The organism is Bradyrhizobium sp. 18BD (assembly GCF_054185225.1).
The window spans coordinates 81,210-96,856 of record NZ_JAVAYL010000009.1 but is presented as its reverse complement, the minus strand read 5'-3'; the positions used below and the strand labels follow the sequence as shown (position 1 = coordinate 96,856).

At 63.7% G+C, this 15,647-nt stretch carries 13 protein-coding genes; 8 read left to right on the top strand and 5 right to left on the bottom strand.

What is annotated here, in order from left to right; all coding sequences use genetic code 11:
• Positions 1–358 precede the first annotated feature (358 nt).
• Positions 359–1,582: an FAD-dependent oxidoreductase gene (locus tag RAD16_RS17965; protein WP_458159224.1), complete on the top strand. Its 1,224-nt coding sequence runs from the start codon at positions 359–361 to the stop codon at positions 1,580–1,582.
• A 30-nt stretch (positions 1,583–1,612) separates the two neighbouring features.
• On the opposite strand, the gene RAD16_RS17960 is transcribed toward RAD16_RS17965, so the two are convergent.
• Positions 1,613–2,749 carry a GNAT family N-acetyltransferase gene (locus RAD16_RS17960; RefSeq protein WP_458159223.1) on the bottom strand — a complete coding sequence of 379 codons (1,137 nt, stop codon included), beginning with the start codon at positions 2,747–2,749 and terminating at the stop codon, positions 1,613–1,615.
• Positions 2,750–2,971: 222 nt separating this feature from the next.
• On the opposite strand from RAD16_RS17960, the gene RAD16_RS17955 reads away from it, so the two are divergent.
• The 4 genes from RAD16_RS17955 to RAD16_RS17940 all read left to right on the top strand — a co-directional run bounded on the left by RAD16_RS17955 (position 2,972) and on the right by RAD16_RS17940 (position 9,035).
• Complete coding sequence (locus RAD16_RS17955) at positions 2,972–4,258, top strand: O-antigen ligase family protein (protein ID WP_458159222.1); 1,287 nt, start codon at positions 2,972–2,974, stop codon at positions 4,256–4,258.
• A 20-nt stretch (positions 4,259–4,278) separates the two neighbouring features.
• Complete coding sequence (locus RAD16_RS17950) at positions 4,279–5,301, top strand: glycoside hydrolase family 5 protein (RefSeq protein WP_458159221.1); 1,023 nt, start codon at positions 4,279–4,281, stop codon at positions 5,299–5,301.
• Positions 5,302–5,521: 220 nt separating this feature from the next.
• On the top strand, positions 5,522–7,840 hold the full coding sequence (locus tag RAD16_RS17945; protein WP_458159220.1) for a bifunctional salicylyl-CoA 5-hydroxylase/oxidoreductase: 2,319 nt from the start codon (positions 5,522–5,524) through the stop codon (positions 7,838–7,840).
• Between the two features lie 16 nt (positions 7,841–7,856).
• On the top strand, positions 7,857–9,035 hold the full coding sequence (locus RAD16_RS17940; RefSeq protein WP_458159219.1) for an acyl-CoA dehydrogenase family protein: 1,179 nt from the start codon (positions 7,857–7,859) through the stop codon (positions 9,033–9,035).
• 30 nt (positions 9,036–9,065) lie between these two features.
• On the opposite strand, the gene RAD16_RS17935 is transcribed toward RAD16_RS17940, so the two are convergent.
• Genes RAD16_RS17935 through RAD16_RS17920 form a run of 4 tightly spaced genes read right to left on the bottom strand, consistent with a single transcriptional unit; the run spans position 9,066 to position 12,052 of the window.
• The gene (locus RAD16_RS17935) at positions 9,066–9,644 is read right to left on the bottom strand and encodes a HupE/UreJ family protein (protein ID WP_458159402.1); all 579 of its coding nucleotides are present in this window, start codon (positions 9,642–9,644) and stop codon (positions 9,066–9,068) included.
• Between the two features lie 35 nt (positions 9,645–9,679).
• Positions 9,680–10,285, bottom strand: coding sequence for a HupE/UreJ family protein (locus RAD16_RS17930; RefSeq protein ID WP_326898793.1), 606 nt, complete (start codon positions 10,283–10,285; stop codon positions 9,680–9,682).
• A 16-nt stretch (positions 10,286–10,301) separates the two neighbouring features.
• Positions 10,302–11,267: a HupE/UreJ family protein gene (locus RAD16_RS17925; RefSeq protein WP_458159401.1), complete on the bottom strand. Its 966-nt coding sequence runs from the start codon at positions 11,265–11,267 to the stop codon at positions 10,302–10,304.
• A 26-nt stretch (positions 11,268–11,293) separates the two neighbouring features.
• On the bottom strand, positions 11,294–12,052 hold the full coding sequence (locus RAD16_RS17920; protein ID WP_458159218.1) for a peptidylprolyl isomerase: 759 nt from the start codon (positions 12,050–12,052) through the stop codon (positions 11,294–11,296).
• Positions 12,053–12,473: 421 nt separating this feature from the next.
• On the opposite strand from RAD16_RS17920, the gene RAD16_RS17915 reads away from it, so the two are divergent.
• From RAD16_RS17915 to RAD16_RS17905, 3 genes are all read left to right on the top strand, one after another.
• A complete protein-coding gene (locus tag RAD16_RS17915; protein ID WP_458159217.1) occupies positions 12,474–14,489 on the top strand; it encodes a hypothetical protein in 2,016 nt (671 codons plus the stop codon).
• A gap of 70 nt (positions 14,490–14,559) precedes the next feature.
• Entirely contained in the window at positions 14,560–14,919 is a 360-nt protein-coding gene (locus RAD16_RS17910; RefSeq protein WP_458159216.1) for a hypothetical protein, read from the top strand.
• A gap of 101 nt (positions 14,920–15,020) precedes the next feature.
• A complete protein-coding gene (locus RAD16_RS17905; RefSeq protein ID WP_458159215.1) occupies positions 15,021–15,644 on the top strand; it encodes a 2OG-Fe(II) oxygenase family protein in 624 nt (207 codons plus the stop codon).
• The last annotated feature ends 3 nt before the right edge of the window (positions 15,645–15,647 follow it).

The following is a 15,647-nucleotide window of genomic DNA, read 5'->3' as shown; positions in this document are numbered from 1 at the left end:
GTTAATGGGCACCCCGCGGAGCCCCGCCGGTCGTGCCCGATATCGGGAATGCGCGCCCTGCGTCACGGTGAAACAGGTTCGTCCGGGCTGTCCCAGATAGGGCAAGCGCCGCCTGTCATCGCACAGCGATGTGATACCGCCCTGACAAGAAGTCGTCATGCATTCCACCGTAGCATTACTGAAGTTCGCACTTTGTCGGGCCATCCTGAGCAAGACGCGTGCCGTCAGGTCGTGCTGCCGGATCGGCTCCGGCATTCATTAACCTCGATCGACGGAATTGATCGCGCTCGCCCCCGGGATGCGACATCAGGCGGGATAATTGCACGTGGAACCACCGTTAATCGTGGGAGCCTGAATGATGCCGGCGGAGACAACCGTGACCGAGCCGATCGCGGCCACCGGGAACGCAACGATCGTTGCCGATGTCGCCATCGTCGGCGGGGGCCTTGCCGGTTCGCTTGCGGCAGCCGTTCTTGCGCGGGCAGGGCATCGTGTCGCACTGATCGACAAGCGGGCGGTGCATCCGGACGAGTTTCGGGTCGAGAAGATCGGCGGCCACCAGTTGGAGATGTTCCGCAGGCTCGGCTTCATCGATGCGCTCGCGAACGCTGGATGCTCCTACGATCGCGTGCTCAATATCAGGGAAGGCAAGGTGGTCGATGTCAGTATCGGCCAGGCCTACGGGCTTCCCTATGCCGATCTCGTTGCCATGGCGCGCGGCCAGCTACCCGATCCGTCCAACCTGATCGTCGACGAGGTCACCGCGATCGCCACTGGTGGCGACATCCAGCATCTCGCGCTTGCGTCCGGACGGCGCGTGGAAGCGCGTCTTGTCGTTCTGGCCACGGGCATGGCGGGCGCGCTCGGCTACAAGCTCGGCATCAAGCGACGCGTGCTGGCCGAGCGCCATTCGGTGTCGTTCGGCTTCACGATCGCACGCCGCGACGGGGCACCGTTCAATTTCGACGCGCTGACCTGCTACGGCGAGCGCACGGCAGACGGGATCGACTATCTCAGCCTGTTTCCGGTGCGTGCCGGCATGCGCGCAAACCTCTTCATGTTCCGCGACCCGACCGATCCGGTCATGCGCGATCTGCGTCGCGACACGGAGGCAACGCTGTTGCGGTTGCTGCCGGGATTGCAGCCGTTCCTCGGCGATTTTCGCGTGACCGACCGGGTCCAGAACTGGGTGATGGATCTGTCCGTCGTCGAAGGGCATCTTCAGCCGGGTATCGTGCTCATCGGGGATGCGTTCCAGACCAACTGTCCTGCCGCAGGAACCGGTGTCGCCCGACTGCTGGTGGACGTCGAACGCCTCTGCACCGAATATGCGCCGCGGTGGCTCGCAACGGCCGGCATGGGCACGGAGAAGATATCGCAGTTCTATTCCGATCCCGCCAAGATCGCGGCCGACCAGCAATCACTGAAGATGGCGCGCTTCCGTCAGGCGTTGACGTCGCGCAACGACATCAGCTGGGACGTGCGGCGTCGGCTGCACTTCCTGCGGCGCAGGATCACCCATCAGGTCGATCAGATGCGGCCGGGCTGGCTCGCGAAGGTCCGAAGCGCGCTACGGGCTTGAGTGGATTGCCGGTCGGCGCCCGCGCGCAGTTCAGCGCGTCGGCGTCGAGGTGCGGGTTGGCGAAAACCTGAATTGCGACACACGCTTGGCGGCCAGCTTGAGCCAGGGTGCCTGCTTCAGTGCGAACAGGGATATGGCGCCCGCGGTGCTGCCGGCCTGCGTGACCGCCCACATCGGCGAAGGCTGAGCGCCGAACAATTTCTTGTACGGCTCGTCGCCGATGGTGAAGTCGAGCATCTGATCGCCGCGCTCGATGCAATCCCTCGCCACCTGCTCGAACATCAGCGCGCCCAGGGATTGGCTCTTGTATCCGTCGATGTCGAAGGCGCTCATGATGACGAGGAAGCTGTCGCGATGGCGCAGCCCGAGCACGGCAGCGATCACCTGGCCATCCATCTTCATGGCATAGAGCCGCACGAAGGAGCCGAGACCGCGGACCGCCACGTCGGAATAGAAGCCGTAATATTCGGGACGCTGAAGCAGGTCCCCGTCACCCTGCGACTGAAACCGCGGACCGCGAAACCTCTTCATCACGTCCAGCGCCTCGAGGACGGAGGCGCTGTCATCGCAGCACGCGAAGCTCAGCGCGCCCTTTTTCTGGAGCTGACGATATTTCTTGGCGAGCTCCTTCTGATAGGAGCGATCCATCGCGCTGGCGCGCCATTGCTCGAATGGCGCGACGAGAACGGTCGCATAGGCATTGCTGTCCATCGCCACACGGCGAGGCGCGGCCAGCAGGTTCTCGATCGGAAGCCGTCCGTCCGGCAGTTTTGTAATTCGGAGCAGATCGAAGGGGCGGACGATATCGTGAATCTCCGCGCATGCATCGACATCCCGGAGCAGCGCGGCAAACACCTCCGGGCTGCAGACCGGCGCAAGATAGTCGGAGACTCGCAGATCGGCGAATTCGACGGTTCGTATCGGTCCGCGCCGGATCCGGAGCAGGGGCAGCACCATCGCAAGACCCCGCGTCGCGCGGTGACGAGCCACCACCACCAGGGGAGACGCTCCGGCATGAGGCGCGAGCCCGGTGTAGAGGCTATGCAGCCAGAGCGGATGCTGGAACGCAGTCGCGGCGGAACCCTCGAACAGCTCCGCATATTCCGGAGACAGAAAGTCGAATGTCGGCTCGACGGCGATGTCAAAGGTATTGCCAGACGTGTTCATGCGTAGCCGGGAAAAATTCACATCGCTCGGGAATGGGCGATCGAGCTGGACGCGAGGTTTATAGCAGGGGAGTGAGGAGCGAGATACCGACGGGGTATAATTTGCATTAACGCTTCGAACGGCGTTCGTATCATTGCCGGAATCTTAACGACCCAGGGCCGGGTGCGTAGAGGTCAGAGCCGCGCTAGCAAATAATTAACCGCGATTAAGGAAGGTCGCTCCATGGCCAGCCTGCAGACCGAGGTGGAATCCGGGGCACTCGAGAGCGCGATCTGGAAGACGCGCAGCATTGGCGTTGAGAGGATTGCCAGGTTCGCGATCACCTGTTCGATCACCGTCAACGTGGTCGCGTCGATGGGCACTTTCAACACGGGTCTGTTGCCGACAGAGCTGACCTATCTGCAGCAGGCCGTCGCGATCCTGATGTGGGCCGTCCTCATCTATGCGAGCGCCTTCGTGCGCCCGCGCCTGCGTTTGCAGATCAATCCCGATTTGATCGCGCTGGTCGGATTCTACACGCTTGCAGTCATGTCCGTGTTCTGGGCCAGCCTGAGCCTTGCCGCGGTCATGAAGAGCGCGGCGCTTGCGATGACGACGTTCGGTGCGTTCTGCCTGATCACGCGCATCGACCTGGACGAGGTGATCGGGGCCACGGCCCTCGGGCTCTTCATCCTGGTCGCCGCCTCGGCGTTCTTTGCGCTCGCCGTGCCCGATATCGGGGTCGACCATAGCTGGATGCATAATGGTCAATGGCAGGGCATCTATGAATCGAAGCAGACGCTCGGCTTCGTCGGCGCGTATCTGATGTTCTTCTCCTGCTATCTGAAGATGAGGGGGCAGGGGTGGCTGGCCTTCCTGGCGATGTTCCTGCTCGCGTCAACATGCGTCCTCGCGTCAGAGTCGCGAGGCGCCGGAGCCGTCGCCCTGGCCGCCTGCGCGCTGCTCCTGACCTCGATGTGGTCGGTCATGTGCATGCGGATCTATGCGGTCCTGCCGTTCGTCATGTGCCTGCTGGCCGGCGCGCTGATCTTCTATTTTTACACGACGGGATATGATTCGATCCATGTCGGCGATGCGACCATTGATTTGACCGAGCGGACTTTGATCTGGCACTACGCGATCAGCCATTTCGACGATGCGCCGTTGCTCGGCTTCGGGATCAACGGCTTCTGGACGATCCCGTCGATCTACGATTATTTCGAGCAAAACCACAGCTGGGTGCTCGACAATTATCACAGCGGCTATATCGCGATCCTGATGGAAACCGGATTCCTGGGCTATGTGCTTTTCGCAACGAGCGTCCTTCTGTTTTCGAGCAAGGTTCTCCATCTGATTTCAGCGCGTGCGATCGACCGGTCGCACTGCGCCGTCATCATCGGATTTGTCGTTCTCAGCTTCCAGACGAACTTTACGGAGACGACGTTTCTTCGATCGACGATGTTCACGTCGGTGTTGCTGGTGTCATTCTTCTTTGCGATATGCAGGGCTGTGCCGCAGGCCGATCTCTAGTTTTGACGAATGGAAGCAAGATGACCGCGATTGGCGTTCGCTGGCCGAAAAGTCTCAGTTTCGCCACCGCGCTGCTCTGCCTGACGTCGCTGTGCGCCCATGCGCAAGCGGCCGAGCAGGGCGCTTCCCGTGATGCGTCGGGATTGGGGCGTGGCATCAACATTCTCGGCTATGACGGGATCTGGGAGGGCGGTCAGAACGTGCCATTCCGCCTCGACAATCTGGCCGCCATCAAGAAGGCCGGGTTCTCGCATGTCCGGATCAATTTCTTCGGCTTCAAGTTCATGGGCGCCGGGAACGTGCTCGACGAGATCGTCCTGAGGCGGCTCGATGCCGTCATCGAGGAAGTCATCGCGAGAAGGCTCATTCCGGTCGTCGACGAGCACGACACCCATGTCTGCCAAAGCGACGTTTCCGGATGCGCCGAGAAGCTCAGGGCGTTCTGGCGCCAGATCGCCGAGCGATATGCCGGGAAATATCCGACGCTGCATTTCGAGGTGTTGAACGAGCCCGGTGGGCAGATGAAGTCTGCCGAGTGGAATTCACTTTTCAACGAATGTCTTGAAATCATCCGCCGCACCAACCCGAAGCGGCCGGTCATTGCGGCCGTTCTCAACACGGATGACATTCCTGTCGACGAGCTGTCCTTGCCGGCCGACGACAGAAACCTCGTCGTCACGTTTCACTATTACGCGCCGATAAGGTTCACGCATCAGGGCGCACCGTGGTCCCAGACATTTTCGCGGATCGGCCCGCTGGATTGGGGCAGTCCGGACGACGAAGCGAAAGCTGCCGCTGACTTCAGGAAGATGAATCTCTGGGCTGAGAAGGAGCGGCGCCCCATCTATCTCGGTGAGTTCGGCGTGTACGAGCGCGCCCCCTCCGAGAGCCGGCAGCGATATCTGTCGTTCGTGGCGAGGAGCGCCGACAGGCTCGGTTGGGCATGGGCCTATTGGCAGTTCGACCATGATTTCGCGGCCTTCGACAGCGCGCGTCAGACCTGGAAGCCGGATATCCTGCGCGCATTGATCCCGCTCCGCTGACGTCGGTCGCCGGGTTTTGGGAATCCGGATTTGGCAAGGAACGCAGCCGAGCGGGCCCGCCGGTTCCCCCGTTTCGGCCTCGCGCCGGCTGTGGCCGGCCGGGGCGGCCGCCTGGGCCACGCAGAACCCACCTTGACAAGGCTCGCGACAAAATATTTTATACTTAAAACAATTTCGGTGACAGCTTGGCACACGGCGCGGCGCGCGAAAGCGAGGGATCATGCGCATAGTCTGTATCGGCGGCGGCCCGGCCGGTCTCTATCTGGGCCTGCTGATGAAGCGCCGGCATCCCGAGCACGTCGTTTCCGTCGTCGAGCGCAACAAGCCCTACGATACATTCGGCTGGGGGGTGGTGTTCTCCGATGCCATGATGTCGGCGATGCGCCTGGCCGACCCTGAAAGCGCGGCCGAGATCGAGGACGCCTTCAATCACTGGGACGACATCGAGCTGGTTTTCAAGGGGACGCGCCAGCGCACGACCGGCCACGGCTTCATCGGGATCGGCCGCAAGCACCTGCTCAACATCCTCCAGCGGCGCTGCGAGGCGCTGGGGGTCGAGCTCGTCTTCGAGCGCGACGTCGAGTCCGATCTCGAGTTTCCCGAGGCCGACCTGATCGTCGCCTGCGACGGCGTCAATTCCAGGATCCGCGCCCGCTATGCCGAGCAGTTCAAGCCCGACATGGTGATCCGCCCGAACCGCTACATCTGGCTGGGGACCAAGAAGGCGTTCGACGCCTTCACGTTTGATTTTCAGAAGACCGAGCACGGCTGGTTCCAGGCGCACATCTACAAGTTCGACGCCGAGACCTCGACCTTCATCGTCGAGACCACGGAAGAGGCCTACAACGCCCACGGGCTGGGCGAGCTCGATCAGCAGGCCTCGATCGAGTTCTGCGAGAAGATCTTCGCCGAGACGCTCGATGGCGCCAAGCTGCTCACCAATGCCCGCCATCTGCGCGGCTCGGCCTGGCTCAATTTCAGCCGCCTGATCTGCGGCAAGTGGAGCGTGTTCAACGGTCGATCCCATGTCGTACTGATGGGGGACGCCGCGCACACCGCGCATTTCGCGATCGGATCGGGCACCAAGCTCGCACTCGACGATGCCATCGAGCTTGCCAACCAGTTCGATCGCCATGGTCACGGCCGCGACGGCATCGAGACCGTGCTGGAAGCCTATGAAGAGGTGCGCCGCGTCGACGTGGCGCGCATCCAGAACGCCGCACGCAATGCCATGGAATGGTTCGAGGTGGTCGGCCGCCGCTATGCCGATACGCTGGAGCCGCCGCAATTCTTCTATTCGATGCTGACGCGCTCACAGCGCATCAGCCACGAAAATCTCCGCCTGCGCGATCGCACCTGGCTGGAAGGCTTTGAGCGGTGGTTTGCGGCGCGTTCGGGCATCGCCGTCAAGGACGGCGAACGGGTGCCGCCGCCGATGCTGACACCGCACCGTGTGCGCGGCCTGTCGCTCGCCAACCGCATCATGGTCTCGCCGATGGCGATGTATTCGGCGCAGGATGGGCTCATCAACGACTTTCACGTTGCCCATCTCGGCGCACGCGCCATGGGCGGCGCCGCGCTGATCTTTGCCGAGATGACCTGCGTCTCGCCGGATGCGCGGATCACGCCGGGCTGCCTCGGGCTTTGGAACGATGCGCAAGAGGCGCAGTGGCGCCGGCTGGTCGGCCTGGTCCACAGCCTCGGACACGCCAAGGTCGGCATCCAGCTCGGCCATGCCGGGCGGAAGGGATCGACGCGGCTCGCGTGGGAGGGGATCGATCAACCGCTGGAGTCGGGCAACTGGCCGCTGATCTCCGCATCGGCCTTGCCTTATCTGCCGCACAGCCAGTTGCCGCGCGCGATGGACCGCGACGACATGAACCGGGTTCGCGACGATTTCGTCGCGGCAACTCGCCGGGCGGCGGCGGCCGGCGTTGAATGGCTCGAGCTCCATTGCGCCCATGGCTATTTGCTGTCGAGCTTTCTCTCGCCGCTGACCAACCGGCGGACCGATGACTATGGCGGCAGCCACGAAAACCGTGCGCGCTTTCCGCTTGAGGTGTTCAACGCGATGCGCGCGGCGTGGCCGTCCGAACGGCCGATGTCGGTGCGCCTGTCGTGCCATGACTGGACCGAAGGCGGCAACACCCCGGCCGACGCAGCGATCTTCGCCGCGATGTTCAAGAAGGCCGGGGCCGACGTGATCGATTGTTCGTCGGGGCAGGTCTGGAAGGAGGAGCGGCCGATCTACGGGCGGCTGTTCCAGACGCCGTTCGCCGACCTGATTCGTAACGAAGTCGGCGTCGAGACGATTGCGGTGGGAGCGATCTCCGAGGCCGATCACGCCAACTCGATCCTCGCGGCCGGCCGCGCCGACCTCTGCGCCATCGCCCGGCCGCATCTCGCCGACCCCGCCTGGACGCTGCACGAGGCCGCGCGCATCGGCATCACCGCGGTCAGCTGGCCGAAGCAATACATGTCCGCCAAGGGACAATACGAAACCAATCTCGCGCGCGCTGCTGCTGCGGCCGCGCAGTGAGCGGAGGAATGATCGGATGAGCTCGGCAGCGAAGGTGATCCGGCGCGAATGGCTGGACTGGCCGTTTTTCGAGGCCCGTCATCATGCAATCGGCGAGGCGCTCGACCGCTTCGTGCAGTCGGAAGCCCTCGACAAGATCGATCACAACGATGTCGACGATGCCTGCCGCAAGCTCGTGCGCGCGATGGGGCAGGCGGGACTGCTCGATTGCGCGGTTGCCGCGCCCGATGGCGATGCGACGTCGATCGATTCCCGTTCGATCTGCCTGTCGCGGGAATCGCTGGCCTATGCCGACGGTCTCGCCGATTTCGCCTTTGCCATGCAGGGGCTCGGTTCCGGCGCGATCGCGCTCGGTGGTTCGGCGGAACTGCGAAAGGCTGTTCTGCCAAAAGTGCGCTCCGGCGAATGGCTCGCGGCCTTCGCGCTGTCCGAGAAGGAAGCAGGGTCGGACGTCGCCGCGATGTCCTGCACGGCGCGGGCCGAGGGTGACGACTACATCATCGACGGCGAGAAGACGTGGATCTCGAACGGCGGCATTGCCGACGTCTACACGCTGTTCGCGCGAACGGGTGAGGCGCCGGGCGCGCGCGGCATCTCGGCTTTCGTCGTGTTTCCCGACGATCCCGGCTTTGGCATCGCCGATCGCATCGACGTGATCGCGCCGCACCCGCTGGCGACCCTGCGCTTCACCAATTGCCGGATTCCGGCGAGCCGTCGCCTCGGTGCGCCGGGCGGCGGATTCAAGCTTGCGATGCAGACGCTGGATATTTTTCGCGCGTCGGTCGCGGCCGCAGCGCTCGGCTTCGCCCGGCGTGCGCTCGACGAGGCGCTGTCGCATGCACGCAGCCGGAACATGTTCGGTGCGACCTTGGGCGACCTGCAGCTGACCCAGGCCGCGCTCGGCGACATGGCGACCGACACCGATGCTGCCGCGCTCCTGACCTACCGCGCGGCCTGGCGCCGCGACGTCCAGAAGCTTCCGACGACGCGCGAGGCGGCAATGGCAAAGCTGACCGCGACCGAAACCGCGCAGCGCGTCATCGACCGCGCCGTCCAGATGTTCGGCGGCCGCGGCGTGCGCAAGGGCGAAATTGTCGAAAGCCTTTATCGCGAAATCCGGGCATTGCGTATCTACGAGGGCGCGACCGAGGTGCAGAAGCTGATCGTGGCGCGCGAGCTCCTGAAGCCGCGCTGAGTTTAGATGCCCCTTCCTCAGCGTTTCGGCTCATGAAGCGAGAGCGAGGCTCCCCATCATCAGGCCGATGGCTGCGATCCAGCCGCCGAGCGCACGAACGGCGATGGACCGCCAGGATGTTGCGCTGTCCGAATTCGTTCGCCTGAACATGGCGGTCAGCGCCATCGTCAGCGTGATGACCGCGTAGCCGGCACAAACCAATCCCGCCGCAAACAACAGCCGGTCGGTTTCGGGCGCGAGGTCGGCGCCGTTCGCTGCGCCCCGTATCACGGCGACGGCGAAGGCGATCGCGCACAGCAGCAACGCCGGAACTTGCGCCGCTGCTGCGAGCAGCATGCCGATTGCGAGCATCATGGCCGCGTCCGCAAGTTGCGTGGAAGCCGCGCCGAAAACATTTCCAAAAGGCAAGCCGATCAGCAGCCCAACGGGAAAAACCAGGATGAGCCAGCGCCCCTTGGCGGCTCCGAGCGTCCCGGCCAGCACGCCGGTCGCGATCCAGAGAACGATATCCTGAAGATCGGTGAGGGGATGCGCCGCACCCGCATAGAAATCGCCGAGACGCGCCGCCACGATATGCGCCTCGGCGGCATTCGCCCCGGCCAGCAGCATCGCTGCGCCCAACAAGGCCCGTGTGAATTTCAGCTTCATGCGAGGGCTCCGACGCCCTGGGCGAGGAAATAGCAGCCAATTCCCGCGATGCCGGCCCCCAGTCCCTGAATGAGGCGCTCGCCAGCGGGCCAGCGCGTCAAGGTGCCGATCATGATGCCGAGCAGATGCAGGAGGCCGGTCGCGGTGACGAAGCCGATGCCATAGGCCAGCGCATTGGCTGCGCGCGGAAGTTCGGCGCCGTGCGCATGTCCGTGAAAGATCGCGAAGATCGCGACGACGACTGCGGCTGCGGCAAAGGGCAGGCGCAGCCTCGCGGCAACCGCGACCCCGAGAATCACGGCCGATGCGGCAATCATCACCTCCGGCATCGGCAGCGGAACATGCAGCACCCCCAGCACGCCGCCGACCGCCATGACGAGCGGGAAGGTGATCGGGAGGATCCAGATGGCGGGCGCGCCGAGCTGCGCGCCCCAGATACCGACCGCCACCATGGCGATCAGATGGTCGATGCCGGTGACCGGATGCAGCAGGCCGCTGACGAGGCCGCCGGCGACACCCGCCTGCTCGTGGGCGAGAGCCGGCTGCGTCAGTGCGAACGAAACGATCGCTATCGTGAGGGCTCGGGGAACGCGTAAGGACATTGTATGTGACTCTCGCTCAGATCGCGACGAACACGCGCGCCAGACGGCCGAAGAACCAGAACATCGACACCGACCCGATGAGGTAGGCCGGGATAGCCTCGCCCCAGCGCGGCACGACGGCATGAAGCCGCCGGTGCGCCCAGATCAAGGCGAGCACGAGCAGCACGAAGACGAGCTGGCCGATCTCCACGCCGATGTTGAAGAACAGCAATGCTGCGGGCAGCAGGCGGCGTTCGAGTCCGAGTCCCGCCAAGGCGCCTGCAAAGCCGATGCCATGAACCAGGCCGAAGGTGAACGCGACGATCCAGGGATAGCGGGCGGTGAGTCCGATCTCGCCGCGCTGCTGCTTGACGATCTCCACGCCGACGAACGCGATGCTCAATGCGATGCAGGCGTTGAGCGGGCGTTCCGGCACGCCGATCACGCCGAACGCTGCCGCGGCAAGCGAGGCACTGTGTCCGATCGTGAAGGCCGTGATCGTCTTCACCAGACGCCAGCCGCCGCCGACGATCCAGATCAGGCCAAGCACGAACAGCAGGTGATCGGCGCCGAGCAGGATGTGATCGATTCCGTAGTTCACATAGGTCCTGGCCAGCTCGATCCACGCCTCGAGCGTCGGGGCGCCGGTGCCAAGGACGGAGACAACGGGATTAGCCGTCGAGATCGTGTAACTGCGCGGCTCGCCCTCGACCGGGATCACCTTGATCAGGACGACCGACATGTTGGAGCCGAGATTGGTGATCGTGATCGGACCGACCAACCCCTTCTGGCCGCAGTTCATCTCGGGCAGGCGGAGAAAACAATGGGGCGGCATCCGCAGATCGACGCGCGATGCGCCGATCGAGGGCTCGATGCTCCAGCGGCCGACGAATGCGCCGGGCCGGACCTCGCGGAATTCCAGCACGCCCATCGCCGCTTCATGCGCACTGAGCGCCGAGGGCCGTATGAGTGCGGCCAGCGCCAAGGTCAGCGCCAGCAGCATCAATCGCAGATATCGGAACGTTTTCACTACTCGTACCGCACTTGGTAGGACGCCTTCAGCCGCTTGACCGCTTCCCAGGCCAGCTTGCGGGTTTCTTCCGTATGCCAGATGCGGGCGGCTTCATCGCGCACCTTGTCGAGACTGGCGAGATTTCCAGGACGCCGCGAATCCAGCCGGGCGACGTGCCAGCCGTCCCTGGATTGCAGCAGCTTCCATTCCCCCTCCGGCATCTTCAGCAGGCCATCGCGGAAATCCTCGCCGAAGGATGGAGCGAGACTCGCGACCGGCCGGGCAAGGATGGCGCGCGTCAGGTTCTGCAGCTCCTCGGATTCTCGCTGCTCGACGATGTCCGTGAGCTGATGCTGTGCCGTGGCCTGGTCCGTCGGCGGCGTGATGTAGAACGACACGCGTTCGGGCTCGTCGAAGCGGGTGTGATTTTCCGCGAACCATGCCTGCAGCTGCTCGTCGGTCGGACGGGGGACGCGGATCTGGTCGAAGATCAGCAATTGCATCTTGTAGGCAATCCGATCTCGGATCGTCTCGTCACCGCGGTCCACGGCGAGCGTCTTGCCTTCACGGTACAGGATCTCGCTCGCGACCCAGCTGTCGATCATTTTCTGGAGCTGGTCGTTGGACGGCGCGCGTTCCTTGTCCTCGTCGAAATTGTCGATGAAGGACTGGCGCATCGCCTTGGTCACCGTGATGACCTTCTCGTCCTTGGCGGGCGGATGCAACAGGGCGTCGGCGCCGAAGATGATTGCGCCGAGCAAGGTGAAGTGCAGCAACGGTTCGCGCGCGAGCCGCGAGAGCACGGAGACAAGGGAACGCGAAGGCTTCGTTGCGCCGTCCGAACCTTCGGTGTGCGATCTCGGAAAGGACTGCACTTCAACTGGTGTCGCTTGCATTGACATATGGTTGTCACAAATTCCCACAGCACAGCGCCGCTGCGCGTTGCGCGGCGGAGCATCTCATCTGTCGTCTTACGCTCACGACGCGCGGGAAAATGCAACAGGCAAATGCAAGAGACAAGATGCCGCACCGACAGTGCGGGCCTGCGTTGGTCGAACACAAATCTTTCACGAAGCTGTATCGGAACTCTGGTCTCTATCGCGACCGTAGGGAGCCGCTCACGCGGTCAGGCCACCCGGTCTTCAATCCCGGCACCTTCGGTGCATTCGCGATATCTGACTTCAAATGAGGGGCGACATGTTTCCATCTGGCAAGACAATCCTATTGACCGCGGCTTCGGCATCCCTGGCGCTGACGCAGAGCGCTGCAGCCGAGGGCTTTGGGCACAACGAGCGCCGCGGCAATCCGTATGTCGCCGGTGACATGCACAATCACAACACTTGCACGGACGGTTCGGTTGCCGCCGGCTACACCATCGACCGCGCTGTCGGGCGCGGCACCGCGTCCGCGGGCGGCAACAATTTCGATCTGGACTGGTTCACGCTCGGCAACCACGGCGGTTCCGGCAATCGCGATTGCCGCTTCAGCGACACCAGCGCCAATCTCCCGGGACAGACCACGACGACCTGGAGCCAGACGCTCGGCCAGACCATCGACGGAATCACGATCAGCAGCCTGAAGGGCACCCCGAACGGATCCGGCACCGGTGCGCAGATGTGGCGCTGGCAGTCGATCCGCGAGATCGAGTATCCGACCATCGTCGATCGCTCGGCGAAGTACGACAAGGTGCTGATCGAGGGTCTCGAGTGGATCGCGCCTGGCCATGAACACGTCGACGTGGCCGTCATCACCGGCCAGCATCCGATGCACAAGAAGAAGGGGCCCGGCAACGCGGACAAGATGGCGGAATTCGAATACCGCTTCGACCGCGCCGACACCGACGCGATCGGTCCCGTCATCGACGCCGGCGGCAATCAGCTCTGGCCGGGCAAGGACAACGTCAACAACACCGGCACGGCGGGCCATCAGAAGGCGCTTACCGGCGTCAAATGGTTGCAGGCGAACTATCCGCTGCAGTCCTACATCATCCCGACTCACACCGAACGTCAGGGGCCGTTCAGCGCGACCGCCAACAAGGGTTACAACATCGAGCACTTCCGCGACTTCAACAACGCGGGCCCGACGGTTGCGTTCGGCATCGAATCGCCCGGTCACTTCGCTGAGGGCGGAGCGAGCGGCGGTTCCGGCTCGTACACCACCAACGCGGTCGGCGGCGGCACCTACGGCATGAGCGGCATCTACACCGCGAAGGTCGGCGGCCTCTGGGACGGACTGCTCGGCGAAGGCCGCAACTTCTTCATGTATGTGAGCTCGGACTGGCACAGCCGCGGTGCGGCCGGTGCGCGCGACTCCTTCACCACGGCCGATTTCATCCCCGGCGAATACACCAAGCTGTATGTGCCGAATGCGGGACGCTTCTCTTCGCAGCACGTCATCGACGGGATGCGTTCGGGCAACTCCTACTCGGTCAACGCCGACCTGATCGGTCCGGACATGGTGTTCCGTGCCAAGACGCGTGGCGACGACTGGAAGACCATGGGCGAGACCCTGGTCGTGCGGCCCGGCGAAAAGATCACGGTCGAGATGGAGCTGACTGTCCCGAAGGAGAACAACAGCCCCTACAGCTTCGACAACCCGCTGCTGTTGCCGGTGGGAATCAAGCAGCCGCTGAACAAGCCGACGCTCGACCACGTCGATCTGATCACCGGCCAGATCACCGGCGTCGTTGCGCCTGACGCGGCCAATTACGCGGTGGCGAATGCCGCGGGCACGGCCGGTGCGGCGATCGTCTACAATCCGTCGGCGACCATCGCCCGGCAGATCTCCGCGGAGCAGATGCAGCGCGAGCATCGGGGCGACCGTGATGGCGTGCGGCTGCGGTTCACGACGACGTTTGTCGCGGGCACCAAGCCGTTCTACATCCGTGCGCGCGGAACCAACATTCCGAACGGCACTCCGAACGTCTCCGATACCGCCGGCAATCCGCTGCTCGACGCGAACAACGCGCAGGTCAGCTGCACCGATCCGGCGTGCCCGACGCATCTGGAGACCGTGAATGGCGCCAAGAAGGTGACCCACGACGTTCAGGCCTATTCGAACGTCTGGTTCTACGCCAACCCGATCTTCATCCGTCCCGAAGGTTCGCCGAAGCTTCTGGTCGAGACCAATGCCGAGCTGGCGCGTAAGCTCGGTCAGCGGGCCGACAACGATCATGACCACGACCACGACGATCATCATCATGACCACCACTAATGTGATGTGAAGCCATCCGGCGGGGCGCAACGATCGGTGCGTCCCGTCGTACTCTTTTTGAAGCGGCCTCATGCCCGGCACGACTGACATGCATCTGTTTCGTATCACCTTCTGCGCACTGAGCCTGCTCGCAGGCATCGGCTGCGCTGCGGCCGCCCCCGCTGCTGACGTCTCCGTTTCGGAGGAGCCGACCCGGGAACAATGTAACGCTGCGGTTGCTGAGGCGCGCGCATTGGCGGCCACTTTGCCGGCCGATCATCTCTCGCGCTATTTCGCCGAACGGCACCTGCACCAGGCGATGGCCGAAGCCGGGAACGGCGAGTTCGACGAATGCGTCGACATGGCCGCGCGTGCCTCCGACGAGGTGCGCGAACGGCGCCATGAGCTGCAACCGGGCGAGAAGCTGAAAGTGCTCGGGGCTGACGAGTAGCAGGACCGTAGAATTTTGCAGATCCTGCGCGCTGTCATCGCAGCGTCATCTTTGCCCGCGCATTGTCGGCGCGCGTTTCAAGAACAGGTAGACGTTGCGACATGGACCAGATCGAGCCGCTTTTTCCGATTCCGCTGCTGCGCTCGCCGGGGCTGCTCCCGCCGGCGCTGAACGAAGCCGCAGTCGCGGCGATTCGTGACACCCGGGTGGAGGGCAATCTGCGCTCGGGCCAGCTCTTCCACACCGAGGTCGCCGACCCCCGCGATAACGAGCTGTTTCGCCAGATCGCCGAGCTCGCGATTCCGAAGCTGGTCGATTTCGGCGTCCTTCTGTTCGGTGAGAAGCTGCGCTGGACGGTCAAGGAGATGTGGACCAACATGCTCGAGACCGGCGGCAACCAGACGCTGCATTCGCACGCCAACAGTTTCGTCTCGGGGATCTTCTATCTGACGCCCTCGCATCCGGCCTGCAAAACCGTCTTCGTGCGGCCACCAGGTGGTTTCGACTTCTCCTTCCGGCATCACACGCGAAGCGCAGCCATTGGGCCCTACAATGCCGGAAAGTACGCCCTGCCGGAGGCCGAGCCCGGCGATCTCGTGCTGTTTCCCAGCTACCTCTATCACGAGGTGCCGAGGAATCAGGGCGGGCAGCGAATTACGATCGCCTTCAACGCCATTCCCGATCATCTCGATTGCTGGGGCTATCGCATCAATTTCGCGCCCTGAGGC

Coding starts and splice junctions, on each gene's coding strand:
- RAD16_RS17965 (WP_458159224.1), top strand. CDS start 359: ATGCCGGCGGAGACAACCGTGACCGAGCCGATCGCGGCCACCGGGAAC.
- RAD16_RS17960 (WP_458159223.1), bottom strand. CDS start 2,749: ATGAACACGTCTGGCAATACCTTTGACATCGCCGTCGAGCCGACATTC.
- RAD16_RS17955 (WP_458159222.1), top strand. CDS start 2,972: ATGGCCAGCCTGCAGACCGAGGTGGAATCCGGGGCACTCGAGAGCGCG.
- RAD16_RS17950 (WP_458159221.1), top strand. CDS start 4,279: ATGACCGCGATTGGCGTTCGCTGGCCGAAAAGTCTCAGTTTCGCCACC.
- RAD16_RS17945 (WP_458159220.1), top strand. CDS start 5,522: ATGCGCATAGTCTGTATCGGCGGCGGCCCGGCCGGTCTCTATCTGGGC.
- RAD16_RS17940 (WP_458159219.1), top strand. CDS start 7,857: ATGAGCTCGGCAGCGAAGGTGATCCGGCGCGAATGGCTGGACTGGCCG.
- RAD16_RS17935 (WP_458159402.1), bottom strand. CDS start 9,644: ATGCTGCTGGCCGGGGCGAATGCCGCCGAGGCGCATATCGTGGCGGCG.
- RAD16_RS17930 (WP_326898793.1), bottom strand. CDS start 10,285: ATGTCCTTACGCGTTCCCCGAGCCCTCACGATAGCGATCGTTTCGTTC.
- RAD16_RS17925 (WP_458159401.1), bottom strand. CDS start 11,267: ATGCTGCTGGCGCTGACCTTGGCGCTGGCCGCACTCATACGGCCCTCG.
- RAD16_RS17915 (WP_458159217.1), top strand. CDS start 12,474: ATGTTTCCATCTGGCAAGACAATCCTATTGACCGCGGCTTCGGCATCC.
- RAD16_RS17910 (WP_458159216.1), top strand. CDS start 14,560: ATGCCCGGCACGACTGACATGCATCTGTTTCGTATCACCTTCTGCGCA.
- RAD16_RS17905 (WP_458159215.1), top strand. CDS start 15,021: ATGGACCAGATCGAGCCGCTTTTTCCGATTCCGCTGCTGCGCTCGCCG.